Raw genomic sequence first — 13,669 nt, 5'->3', positions numbered from 1 at the left:
CGGGGGTGGCGGCGCGGCGGCCGGGGGTCACAGGTCGCCGAGTTCGTCGATGAAGCGCATCAATTCGTCGGCGCTCGCGGTCTCCAGGGAGGACGCCTCGGACACGGGGCGCGCGTCCCTCTCGGACAGCCGGTCCAGGAGCGCGCCGAGCCGGGAGGCCAGGGCCGTGCGGTCGGCCGGGGTGGTGAACACGGACAGCGCCGCCTTCTCCACGCGGGCGAAGTCGTCCAGCACCGAGCCGCTGCCGGACGGTGCGTCGGCCACGGTGATCTCGCCGCGCAGGTGCTCGGCCAGCGCCGACGGGGTCGGGTGGTCGAAGACCAGCGTGGCCGACAGCCGGACGCCGGTGGCCTCGGAGAGCCGGTTGCGCAGTTCGACGGACATCAGCGAGTCGAAACCCAGGTCCTTCAGCGCCCGGTCCGGGGCGATGTCGCCGGCCTCGCCGTGGCCGAGGACCCCGCCGACGGTGGCGCGCACCAGGTCGAGCAGGACCGCGCCGCGGTCGGCCTCGGGCAGTGCGGCCAGCCGCTGGGCCAGGGGTTCGCCGCCGGCGGGGGCCGCGGACCGCTGCGGCGCCCTGGGGGCGAACCTGGCCAGCAACGGGCTGGGCCGGGAGGCGGTGAACGCGGGCAGGAACCGTGACCAGACGACGTCGGCGACCACCAGGTCGGTGCCGGCGGTGACGGCCTCGTCGAGGGCGTCGAGCGCGGCGTCGACGGCCAGCGGGACCAGCCCGCGGCGGCGCAACTCACGTTCCACGCCGGGCTGTTCGACCATGCCGCCGCCCGACCAGGGGCCCCAGGCGACGGAGACCGCCGGTCGGCCGGCGGCCCGGCGGCGGCGGGCCAGGGCGTCGAGTGCGGCGTTGCCCGCCGCGTAGCCGGCCTGGCCCGCGGCGCCCCAGATGCCGGAGATGGAGGAGAACAGCACGAAGGCACGCAGGTCCGGGAGGAGTTCGTCGAGGACGAGGGCTCCGGTGACCTTGCCGGCCATCTCCTCGGCGAGCTGCCGCGGGTCGCTCTGCGCCAGCGGTACGTCGCGCACGACTCCGGCGGTGTGCACCACGGCGTCGACGACGGTGCCCTGGGCGCGCAGCTCCGCCAGGAGCGCGGCCATCGCGGCACGGTCCGCGACGTCGGCGGCCAGCACCCGGACTTCCGTGCCGGTGGCGGCGAGTTCGGCGGTGAGCTCGGCCGCGCCGACCGCGTCGGGGCCGCGGCGGGAGAGCAGGAGCAGCGAGCAGTCGCCGCGAGCGGCGAGCCGGCGGGCCACGTGGCCGCCCAGTGCACCGGTGCCGCCGGTGATCAGCACGGTGCCGGCCAGCGGTGTACCGGTGTCCGGGACGGTGGTGTCCGGCGCCGGTACGGGTGCCGGCACGGACCGCGCCGGTGCGACCCTGCGGGCCCACACCCCCGTGTTGCGGATGGCGAGTTGGTCCTCGGTGCCGTCCCCGGCGAGCAGGGCGGCCAGCAGGTTCCGGGCGGGTGCGTCGAGCGGGTCGGGCAGGTCCACCAGACCGCCCCAGCTGCCCGGCGTCTCCAGCGCGGCGACGCGGCCCAGGCCCCAGGCCGCGGCGGCTCCCGGGTCCGCTTCCGGATCGTCGGTGCCGACCGCGACGGCGCCGCTGGTCAGGCACCACACCGGCGCCTGGATGCCGCGCCGCCGCAGCAGGGTCAGGGTCTCCAGCAGCTCCTCGGCACCGGTCGCCGTGCACAACACGCCGTCCGGTGTGCCGGCCGCCTCCGGTTCGGTGGTGCTGTGCTCGAAGAGCCCGGACAGGTGTCCGGTGCCGAGCAGCAGCCAGCGTCCGGGTACCGCGACCACCTCGGCCGGGTCGGGCAGCCGCTCCCAGGTGACGGCGTAGCGGCCGGTCCGGTCGGCGGCCACCGCGTCGAGCTGGGCCCGGTCCACGGGTCGCAGCACCAGCGCGTCCACCGCGATCGCGGGGGTGCCGGAGGCGTCGGTGGCGTGCACGGCGACGGACTCCTCGCCGGCCCGCAGCCGCACCCGCAGCCCGCGGGCGTCGGGGGACAGCGGCCGCACGCCGGAGAAGGAGAACGGCAGCCGCACCTCGTCGGCCTGGTAGCCGCGGCCGGTCAGCGGCAGGGCGTGCAACGCGGCGTCCAGCAGGGCGGGGTGCAGGCCGAAGTCGGTGGGCTGGCCGTCGGGCAGGGCGATCTCGGCGAAGACCTCGTCGCCGCGCTCCCAGACTCCGCGGACGCCCTGGAAGGCCGGGCCGTACTCGTATCCGCGCTCGGCCAGGTCGGGGTAGAGGGTGCCCACCGGCACCGGGACGGCGCCGACGGGTGGCCACTGTGCGCCCGTCCAGTCGGCGGTGAACGCGTCGTCGTCAGTAGCGCGTGGGCCGACGCTGCCGGAGCCGTGCAGGACCCACTCGCCGTCGGCACCGCGCGAGCGGATATGGAGCTCCCGTTCACCGCCGCCGTCCGCGGCCACCCAGACCTGTACGTCCCTGGGCCGGCCGCCGGGGAAGACCAGGGGGGCCTGGAGCACCAGTTCCGTAACGCCCCCGGCGCCGGCCGCGCGGGCGGCCTCGGTGGCCAGTTCGACGAATCCGGTGCCGGGCAGCAGCACGGTGCCCATGACGGCGTGGTCGCGCAGCCACGGGTCGCTGCCCGGAGCCAGCCGTCCGGTGAGCAACAGGCCGCCGTTGCCGGGCAGTTCGCTGCACGACGAGAGCATCGGGTGCGGCCGGCGGTCGGCGCCCGGCGCGTCGCCGGCGGCGGTGGGGGCCGCGAGCCAGTAGGACGCGCGCTGGAAGGGGTAGGTGGGCAGGTCGGCGGTGGGCCGGACGGGCAGGATCGGGGACCAGTCCACCGGGGCGCCGTGGGCGTGTGCCCGGGCGACGGCGGTGAGCCAGGTGACGGTCTCCGCGCGGTCCCGGCGGGCGCTGGGCAGTGCGGTGCGGCCGTCCAGGTGCGGCAGCAGAGCGGCGTCCGGCCCGATCTCCACGGTCAGGTCCGCCGCGGGCAGCCGCTCGACGGCGTCGGCGAACCGTACGGTGGCGCAGACGTGCCGGGCCCAGTAGGCAGGGGTGTCCACCGGGTGGGAGGTGTCGGCGGCGGGGACCAACGGCACAGTGGGCGGGCGGAATTCGAGCCCCTCCAGCAGGGCGGTGAACTCCTCCAGCATCGGCACCATCAGCGGCGAGTGGAAGGCGTGGCTGACCCGCAGCCGCGTGATGCGCCGCCCCTGGTCGCGCCAGTGGCCGGCCACGGCGGCGACGTCCGCCTCGGGGCCCGAAACCACCAGCGCACGGGGCCCGTTGACGGCCGCGAGCGCCGTGCCCGCCGGCAGCGTCGGGACGACCTCGTCCTCGGTGGCGGCGATGGCCGCCATCGCGCCGCCCGCCGGCAGCGCCTGCATCAACCGGCCGCGGGTCACCACCAAACGGGCGGCATCCTCCAGACTGAGAACACCGGCCACCACCGCCGCGGCGATCTCGCCGACCGAATGCCCCGCGACCGCGTCGAAGGCGATCCCGGCGGCCTGCCAGAGCCGGCACAGCGCGACCTGGTGAGCGAAGAGCGCCGGCTGCGCGTACTCGGTACGCTCCAACACCTCCGCCGGCTCGTCCCACATCACCGCACGCAACGACCGACCCAACAACGGGTCCACCACCGCACACACCTCGTCCAGCGCCGCCGCGAACACCGGGAAACGCGCGGCCAGTTCACGCCCCATCCCCGGACGCTGCGAACCCTGACCGGAGAAGACCGCGGTCACGCGGCCGGTGCCGTCGGCCGTCACCGAGGGCTCGCGCAGCGCGTCCGCCAGTTCCGCGCGGCCTCCGGCGACCCCGGCGCGGAAGGCGAGGTGCGCACGCCCGCGGGCGAGGGTCGAGGCCACGTCGGCGAGGGGCACCTCGGGGTGCTCGGCCAAGAAGGTGCGCAGCGCCGCGGCCTGGTCCCGTACGGCCTGCTCGGACCGGCCCGAGAAGACGAGCGGCACCGGGCCGTCCAACGCGGGGGCGTCGACCGGGAGTTCGGCAGGCGGCGCCTCCTCCACGATCACATGCGCGTTGGTCCCGCTGATGCCGAAGGAGGAGATGCCCGCGCGGCGCGGACGGTCCCCGGTCGGCCAGGCGCGCTCGCGGTCGAGCAGCGCCACCGTGCCGGTGCTCCAGTCCACCTCGTCCGTCGGCCGGTCGGCATACAGGCTGCGCGGCAGTACACCGTTGCGCAGCGCCAGCACCATCTTGATCACCCCGGCCACCCCGGCCGCCGCCTGTGCGTGACCGATGTTCGACTTCAACGAGCCCAGCCACAGCGGACGTTCCGGGTCCCGGTCACGGCCGTACGTCGCCAGCAGCGCCTGCGCCTCGATCGGATCGCCCAGCCTGGTCCCGGTACCGTGCGCCTCCACCGCGTCCACGTCGTCCGCCGACAGGCCGGCCGCCGCGAGCGCCTGACGGATCACCCGCTGCTGCGCGGGGCCGTTGGGCGCGGTGAGCCCGTTGGACGCGCCGTCCTGGTTGACCGCCGAGCCGCGCACCACGGCCAGCACCGGGTGCCCGTTGCGGCGGGCGTCGGAGAGCCGCTCCACGACCAGTACGCCGACGCCCTCGGACCATCCGGTGCCGTCGGCGTCGGACGAGAAGGAGCGGCAGCGACCGTCCGTGGCGAGCCCGCCCTGCCGGCTGAACTCGACGAACATGCCCGGCGAGGCCATCACGGCGGCCCCGCCGACCAGGGCCAGGTCGGTTTCGCCCTGCCGCAGGGACTGGCCCGCCAGGTGCAGTGCGACCAGCGACGAGGAGCAGGCCGTGTCGACGGTGACGGCCGGGCCCTCCAGGCCGAGGACGTAGGCGAGGCGGCCGGAGGTGACGCTGGAGGTGGTGCCGGTGAGGGCGTGGCCGTCGGCGGCGGGGCCGGACTCGTGCAGCCGCGGCCCGTATTCCTGCGCCACGGCGCCGGTGAACACGCCGGTGCGCGTGCCACGCAGGGTGGTCGGGGCGATGCCCGCCCGTTCCAGCGCCTCCCAGCCGGTCTCCAGCAGCAGCCGCTGCTGCGGGTCCATCGCCAGCGCCTCGCGCGGCGAGATGCCGAAGAACGCGGCGTCGAAGGCGCCGGCCGCGGTGAGGAAGCCGCCCTGCTGGCTGTCGGAGGCGGTGCCGCCCTCGCGCAGCGCGTCCAGGTCCCATCCGCGGTCCTCGGGGAAGGCGCCGATGGCGTCCCGGCCCTCGGCGACCAGCCGCCACAGGTCCTCGGGCGAGGCGACGTCGCCGGGGAAGCGGCAGCCCATGCCGACGATGGCGAGCGGCTCGCCCGCGTCCGGGGCCGGGGCAGCGGAGGTGGGGGCGGGGGCCGCCTCCCGTGTGCTTCCGTCTAGCAGCCCGGCGAGGTGGTCGGCCACCGCGGCGGGGGTGGGGTGGTCGAAGAGCAGGGTGCTGGGCAGCGGGCGCGCCACGGCGGCGCTGAGGCGCTGCCGCAGTTCGAGCACGGTCATGGAGTCGAACCCGGCGTCGGAGAAGGCGCGGTGCGGGTCGACGGCGGTGGCGTCGGCGTGGCCCTGGACGGCCGCCGCGTGCGTCAGGACGAGGTCGAGCAGCGCCTCGGGCGTGGTGGCGGCGGGGGCCGTGGCCACGGTGGCGTTGCGGCGCACGGTGGCGGCCGGGCGGACCAGGGAGCGCAGGACGGCGGGCACGGTCGGCCGGCGGCGCAGGGTTGCCGCGTCGAACGCCAGCGGGGCGGTGACGGGGCGGCCCGACGCCAGTGCGCGGTCGAAGAGTTCGAGGCCGGTGCCGGCGGGCAGCGGGGCGATGCCGCGGTCGGCCCAGCGATGCCGGGCGGACGCGTCGAGGCCGGCGGTCATCCCGGTGTGCTGGTCCCACAGCCCCCAGGCGAGGCTGAGGGCGGGCAGTCCGGCGCGGTGGCGCCGGGCGGCGAGGGCGTCGAGGTGGGCGTTGGCGGCGCCGTAGGCCGCCTGGCCCGGGACGCCCAGCTGTGCGGAGACCGAGGAGAACAGCACGAACGCGCTCAGGTCCAGGTCACGCGTCAGCTCGTCCAGGTGGACGGCGGCGGCCGCCTTGGGCGCCAGGACCGCGTCGGCCCGCTCCGGGGTGAGCGACGGCAGCAGGGCGTCGTCGACGACGCCGGCGGCGTGCACGACGGCAGTGAGCGGGTGTTCCGCGGGAACGCCGTCGAGCGTCCGGCGCACCTGGTCGCGGTCGGCCGCGTCGCAGGCCACGACGGTGGCCCGGCCGCCGAGGCCGGCGAGTTCGGCGCGGGCCGCCTCGGCGTCGGGGTGGTCCGGGCCGCGCCGGCTGACGAGCAGCAGGTGGCGCACGCCGTGCCGGACGACCAGATGGCGGGCGAGCAGCGCACCCAGGCCCCCGGTACCGCCGGTGATCAGAACGGTGCCCTCGGGGTCGAGGGGCGCGGGCAGGGTGAGCACGACCTTGCCGGTGTGCCGGGCCTGCTCCATGTACCGGAACGCTTCGGGGGCGCGGCGCAGGTCCCAGGCGGTGAGCGGCGGCAGCGTCAGCGCCCCGGTGCCGAACAGGCCGGTCAGCTTGCCGTTCATGGCGGCGATCAGGTCCGCGTCCACCTCGTAGAGGTCGAACGGCAGATAGCGCACGCCCGGGTGGTCGGCGGCGATCCGCTCGGGGTCGCGGAGGTCGGCCTTGCCCATCTCGACGAAGCGGCCGCCCGCGGACAGCAGCCCGAGGGAGGCGTCGGTGAACTCCCGGGCCAGGGCGTTGAGCACCACGTCCATGGGGCCGAAGGCGTCGGCGAAGGCCAGGTCGCGGGAGGAGGCGAGGTGGGCGTCGTCCAGGCCGAGTGCGCGCAGCGCGTCCCACTTGCCCGGGGACGCCGTCGCGTACACCTCGGCACCCAGGTGACGGGCGATCTGCACGGCGGCCATGCCCACGCCGCCCGCGGCCGAGTGCACCAGGACCTTCTCGCCGGGCCGCAGGCGGGCGAGTTCCGCCAGCCCGTACCAGGCGGTGAGGAAGGCGATGGGGACGGACGCGGCCTCGGCGAACGTCCAGCCCTCGGGTATCGGCGCGAGGCGGCGCCGGTCGGCGACGGCGACGGGGGTGAAGCCGCCGGTCACCATCCCCATGACCCGGTCGCCGGGGCGCAGTTCGGTGACGTCCGGGGCGGTCTCGGTGACCACTCCGGCCACCTCGCTGCCCGGTACGGCCGCGCCGGGATAGGCGCCGAGCCGGATCAGCACGTCGCGGAAGTTGACGCCGGCGGCGCGCACCGCGACGCGTACCTCTCCGGGCCGCAGCGCCCGGTCTGCCCGGTCGTCGGGGACGAGGGCCAGCTCGCGGGTGCGGGCGTCGCCGACGTCCAGTCGCCAGGACCCTTCGGGGGCCCTCAGCGGTGAGTCGGCGCGCTCCAGCCGGGGCAGCAGGACCTCGCCGGCGCGGAGCACCAGGTGGGGTTCCTCGGCCAGCAACGGCAGGGCGCGGCGCAGGACTTCTTCGGACGCCGCGCTGCCGTCGCTCGCCACAAGCCCGAAGCGGTCCGGGTCCTCGGCCCGGGCGGCGCGCAGCAGTCCGCCGAGCGCGGCCCCTACGGGGTCGGCGGTGTCGGTGACCAGCACCAGACGGCCGGTGCCGGTGGCGGCGTGGTCGCGCAGCCGGGTCAGGACCTGTCCGACGGCGGCGCGGGCGTCGGCGGCGGCATCGCCGGTGGCCGGCACGTCGGGGCGCAGCAGGACGGTGTCGGCTTCGGCGGCCGGCCCGCCCTCGGGCAGCGCGGCCGGGATCAGACCGGGTACCAGGAGCGAGCCGGCGGACGTCCCGTCGGCCTCCCGGAGGGTCAACGTCCCGATGGCCAGCACCGGTTCGCCCGCCGGGGTGGCCGCGTCCAGGCGTGCGGTGCCGGTGGTTCCGGTCAGCCGCACGCGCAGGGTGTCGGCCTGCCGCGGCGACCCGACGGCGCCGCCGAAGGAGAACGGGAGCACGGTGCGGTCGCCACCGGTCAGCAGCAGTGCATGCAGCGCGCTGTCCAGCAGTGCGGGGTGGACGTCGAATCCGGCGCCGGCTCCGGAGCGGTCCAGGCCCACCTCGGCGAAGATCTCGTCCCCGCGCCGCCATGCCGCACGCAGTCCGCGGAACGCGGGTCCGTAGCCGTAGCCGCGGTCCGCGAGGTCGTCGTACAGGCCGTCGACCGGGACCGGTTCGGCATCGGTGGGCGGCCACTGTGCCGGGCTCCAGTCGGGCGCGGTGGCGTCCTCGGTGAGGGCGCCGGTGGCGTGGGTCACCCAGTCGCCGTCGCCGGTGCGGGCCCGGATCTCCAACTCGCCGCCGCCCGGGGCGGCCCACACCTGTACCTCGACGCCGCTCGCGGTCAGCGGCAGCGGTGTGTGCAGCGCCAGGTCCGCCACGCCGCGGGCGCCGGCGTGCCGTGCGGCGCGCAGCGCCAGTTCCAGGAAGCCGGTGCCGGGGAAGAGCACGGTGCCGTCGACGGCGTGGTCGGCGAGCCAGGGATGGGTGTGGCGGGAGAGCCGTCCCGACAGCAACACGCCGCCGCTGCCGGGCAGTTCGCACACCTCCGTGAGCAGCGGGTGGTCCAGGGAGTCGGTGCCGGTACGGGCGGCCGGGAGGGACCGGAGCCAGAACGACTCGCGCTGGAAGGGGTAGGTGGGCAGGTCGGTGTGGGACCCGGCGGGCAGCACGGCCGTCCAGTCGACGGGGGCTCCGTGGGCGTGTGCCTGCCCGATCGCCTGCAGGAGGCACGGCACCTCGTCCTGAGCGCGCCGCGCGCTCGGCAGGGCCACCCGGTCCGGCGCCAGCATCGGCGTCAGCGCGGCGTCGGGCCCCACCTCCACCAGTACGTCCACCGGGCTCAGCCCCGCCACGGCGTCCGCGAAGCGCACCGCGTGGCGCGCGTGCTCCAGCCAGTAGCCGGCCGAGGCGAACGGGTGCCCGCTCTCGGCTGCGGCGCTCACCACGACCCGCGGCTCCGCGAACGTCAACTCCCCCAGCACCGAGGCGAACTCGTCCAGCATCGGCTCCATCAGCGGGGAGTGGAAGGCGTGGCTGACCCGCAGCCGCGTGATGCGCCGCCCCTGGTCGCGCCAGTGGCCGGCCACGGCGGTCACCTCCGCCTCGGGGCCCGAAACCACCAGCGCACGGGGCCCGTTGACGGCCGCGAGCGCCGTACCCGCCGGCAGCATCGGGACGACCTCGTCCTCGGTGGCCTCGATCGCCACCATCGCGCCGCCCGCCGGCAGCGCCTGCATCAGCCGGCCGCGGGTCACCACCAGACGGGCGGCGTCCTCCAGACCGAGGACGCCGGCCACCACAGCCGCGGCGATCTCCCCGACCGAGTGCCCCGCCACCGCGTCGAAGGCCACGCCGAAGGACTCCCACAGCCGCGACAGCGCCACCTGGTAAGCGAAGAGCGCCGGCTGCGCGTACTCGGTACGCTCCAGCACCTCCGCCGGCTCGTCCCACATCACCGCACGCAACGACCGGCCGAGCAGCGGGTCCACCACCCCACACACCTCGTCCAGCGCCGCCGCGAACACCGGGAAACGCGCGGCCAGTTCACGGCCCATCCCCGGACGCTGCGAACCCTGACCGGAGAAGACGGCGGCCGTGCGCCCCTCCCCCGCCGTCACCGGCGCGACCTCGGACAGCGCTCCCAGCACGCCGGCGCGGTCGGCACCCGAGGCCACCGCCCGGCACTCGAACACCGTCCGGGCCGAGGCCAACGTCCACGCCACATCGGTGAGCGGGACGTCGGGGCGTTCCGTCAGGAAGGTGCGCAACGCCCCGGCCTGGTCCCGTACCGCCTGCTCCGACCGGCCCGACAGCACCAACGCCACCGGCGCGGAATCCCCTTCGGGCACCGGCACGGGCCGCGGCTCCGGCTCCGGTGCCTCCTCCAGGATCACGTGCGCGTTGGTGCCGCTGATGCCGAACGACGACACCCCCGCGCGCCGCGGGCCACCGCCCGGCACCCACGCGCGCTCGCGGTCCAGCAGCGCGACCGCCCCTGATTCCCAGTCCACCTCGTCCGTCGGCCGGTCGGCATACAGGCTGCGCGGCAGCACGCCGTTGCGCAGCGCCAACACCATCTTGATCACACCGGCCACCCCGGCCGCCGCCTGCGCATGACCGATGTTCGACTTCAACGAGCCCAGCCACAGCGGACGTTCCGGGTCCCGGTCGCGGCCGTACGTCGCCAGCAGCGCCTGCGCCTCGATCGGATCGCCCAGCCTGGTCCCGGTACCGTGCGCCTCCACCGCGTCCACGTCCGCCGGCCCCAGCCCCGCGCTCGTCAACGCGTCCAGGATGACCCGCTGCTGCGACGGGCCGTTGGGCGCCGTCAGGCCGTTCGACGCGCCGTCCTGGTTCACGGCACTGCCCCGTACGACTGCCAGCACCCGGTGGCCGTTGCGCCGCGCGTCCGACAGCCGCTCCACCAGGAGGACGCCCACGCCCTCGGACATGCCGAAGCCGTCGGCGTCCGCCGAGAACGCCTTGGAGCGGCCGTCCGGGGAGAGCGCGCGCTGGCGGCTGAACTCGATGAACATGCCCGGTTCGGCCATGACCGTGGCCCCGGAAGCGAACGCCAGGTCGCACTCACCCCGGCGCAGCGCCTGGCAGGCCAGATGCAGCGCCACCAGCGAAGAGGAACAGGCCGTGTCCACGCTCACCGCGGGGCCTTCCAGACCGAGCAGGTACGACAGCCGGCCGGAGACCACGCTGGAGGTGGTGCCGGTGAGCACATAACCCTCCAGGTCCGGGCGGGCCTGGTGCAGCGGCTGGCCGTACGGGAGGTTCATCACGCCGGTGAAGACTCCGGTGCGCGAACCGCGCACCGCGGGGCCGGTGAGGCCGGCGTGCTCCAGCGCCTCCCAGCTGGCCTCCAGCAGCAGCCGCTGCTGTGGGTCCATCGCCAGCGCCTCGCGCGGCGGGATACCGAAGAAGCCGGCGTCGAACCGGTCGGCGCCCGCCAGCAGGCCCGCCTCGCGCTGGTAGAACGTGCCGGGGACGCCGGCGTCCGGGTTGTAGAGGGCGTCGAGGTCCCAGCCGCGGTCGGACGGGAACTCCGTGATGGCGTCCCGGCCGCCCGCGACGAGCTCCCACAGGCCCTCCGGCGAGTCCGCGCCGCCCGGGAGGCGGCAGGCCATGCCGATGACCGCGATCGGGTCGTCCTGGTCGACGGGCACCGTCCGCGTGGCGAGGAGCGGCTCGGCGGTGCCGAACAGGCGGCGCCGGATCTCCTCGGCCAGCGCGCCTGGCGTGGGGTGGTCGAAGACCGTGGTCGCGGGCAGGCGGAGGCCGGTGGCCTCGTTGAGGCGGTTGCGCAGGGCCAGTGCGCCGACCGAGTCCACGCCGAGCGAACGGAAGTCCTGGCCGGCGCGCACCGACGCGGGCACCTCGGGTCCCGGTGCGTCGGCGAGCTGCCGGACCACCAGGTCCAGCAGTGCGGACAGTTGGTCGGCGGGGCCCAGCGGCAGCAGCCGTTCGTACAGCCCGCCGTCCCCCGCCGGGGTGCCGGCGGCGTCGCTCTCCAGCCGGTAGCCGGGCAGCAGCACGGTACGGCCGGCCCCTTCCAGGACCGCGGACCAGTCGGGGGACGCGCCGTGCACCTGCGCCTCGGCGAGGGCGCGCAGATGACCGGCGAGCCCGGCGTCGTTGCGCCGCATGGTGTCCAACACCACGGCGTCCGTGCCGACTTGGGCCACGGTGTCCTCGGCGCCCGGCGTGAGCACGGGATGCGGACCGAACTCGGCGAACAGCCGGTATCCGTCGCGCAGCGCCGCCTCGGTGGCGGCGTGGAACCGGGCGGTGTCGCGCAGGCTGCGGTACCAGTAGCCGGCGTCCAGCGTCGCGGTGTCCACGAGGCCGCCGACGGCGGAGGCGTACATCGGCACCTCGCCGGCCCGCGGCCTGATCGGCGCGAGCTCCCGGAGCATGTAGTCACGGACACGCTCGATCTGCCGGGAGTGCGCGGCGACCCCGACCGGCAGCAGCCGGCTGCGCACGCCGCGCTCCGCGAGCCGCCCGGTCAGGGCGCGGGCCGCCGCCGGGTCCCCCGAAACGACCGTCGCACGCGGGCCGTTGACGACGGCGATCTCCAGATCGAGTCCCCATTCGGCAAGCAGCGCCCCGGTCTCCTCGGCCGGGAGGCCCACCGCCACCATGTCGCCCTGCCCCTGGATCAGCGCCTGGGCCCTGCTGAAGTACGTGACGAGCCGGGCGCCGTCGTCCAGCGACAGCCCGCCCGCGACGGTGGCCGCCGCGATCTCGCCGAGGCTCTGCCCGACGACGGCCGCCGGACGCACCCCGTGCGCGCGCCACAGGCCCGCCAGCGCGACCATGACCACGAACATCGCGGGCTGGACCACGTCGATGCGGTCCAGCGGCACCGCACCGGACAGCACGTCCCTCAGCGGCACCTCACCGTACTGGCGCAGTGCCTGGTCGCAGGCGTCCAGCTCGGCGCTGAAGTGTGCGCTCTGCGCGGCCAGTTCGCGCCCCATGCCGACCCACTGGCCGCCCTGCCCCGGGAACATGAAGACCATCGGCTGCGGTTTCGGGGCGATGCCGTGCACCGCCCCGGTGACCGGCTCGCCCGCGGCCACGGCACGCAGCCCGCTCAGTTGCTCCTCCCGCGTCCCACCGGGCAGCGCCACACGACGCGGCCACACGGTGCGGGAGACCAGCTGCGTGTACGCCGCGTCGGCCGCGGCGAGCCCGGGGTGCGCGGCCAGGTGGTCGGCGAGCCGCCCGGCGTGCTCGCGCAGCCCCGCCTCGGTCCGACCGGAGACCAGCAACGGCACGCGCGCCGAAGACGCCGCCGAGTCCCGCTCGGCAGCCGGCCGCGAGGCCGACGGGAGCGGCGCGGGCTCCATGGCGGAGAGCTGCGCAGCAGGTGCGTCACCGAGCACTCCGTAGCGCCCGCTGTCACCGGCCGACGCCAACACCACCGCGACGCCCGCCGCGACGACCTGCACGGCCACCGCCGACGCCGTACCCGCCGCGAGCACCGCCCGCGCCACCGCCCAGGGCTCGTCGTCGTGCCCGGATACGACCTCGACACCGGCAACGCCGTCCAACTCGGGAAGCGGGCCACTGCTCAGCACCGTCACCGCGCAATGTGGTCCGGGCACGATCCCGGCGTCCTCGATGGCGGCCCACAGCGCCGCGGCTTCGGGGGCGCCCGACGACGCGTCGGCTCGTGCGACACCCATGATCACGACAGCGGTGGTTTGCTCAGCCATTTTCGGTAACTCCTGCAACGTTCTGGCGAGCGCTGCCGCGGACCCCCCGATCGCGCGCTCCCTGCATGCCGTTCATTCAACGTTCGACGCGAATTCACCAGCCACCCCTAACCCACCCCAAAGACCCCCCTAACCCGGCGATTAAGGGGAGCGCCTCATGCGCCCGAGTGGTAAAGCCCAGGGCAGGCCACCCGACGACAACACCACCCATTGATCAACTTTGCACTCGCGGCAGCGAACGACGCCCGACCCGACCCGGAGCGCATCGGCGACCGGTTCACAACAAAGGAACGACCGGTTCACAGCAAAGGAAAAGGAAGGGGAGCGAACAGCCAGGCACAGAGGTATCCCACGGCAGCCGGACTGCCGCAAACCGGAATATCTCTCCTCGAACCGATGAATTAAGGCCGGTTCAATTCGGAGAAGTTCGGAGAAGTGGGGTCAAGCCAGA

General features: G+C 75.5%; 1 pseudogene. It reads right to left on the bottom strand.

Going from position 1 to position 13,669, the window contains the following annotated elements:
- Positions 1 to 27 precede the first annotated feature (27 nt).
- Positions 28 to 12,759 (bottom strand): annotated as a pseudogene (locus ACRAS8_RS34780) (SDR family NAD(P)-dependent oxidoreductase); the annotation flags it as partial.
- Positions 12,760 to 13,669: the final 910 nt, after the last annotated feature.

It is taken from the genome of Streptomyces sp. S186 (assembly GCF_051603415.1).
GTDB lineage: Bacteria > Actinomycetota > Actinomycetes > Streptomycetales > Streptomycetaceae > Streptomyces.
The sequence above is the reverse complement of the archived record's forward strand: the minus strand, read 5'-3'. Positions and strand labels throughout refer to the sequence as shown.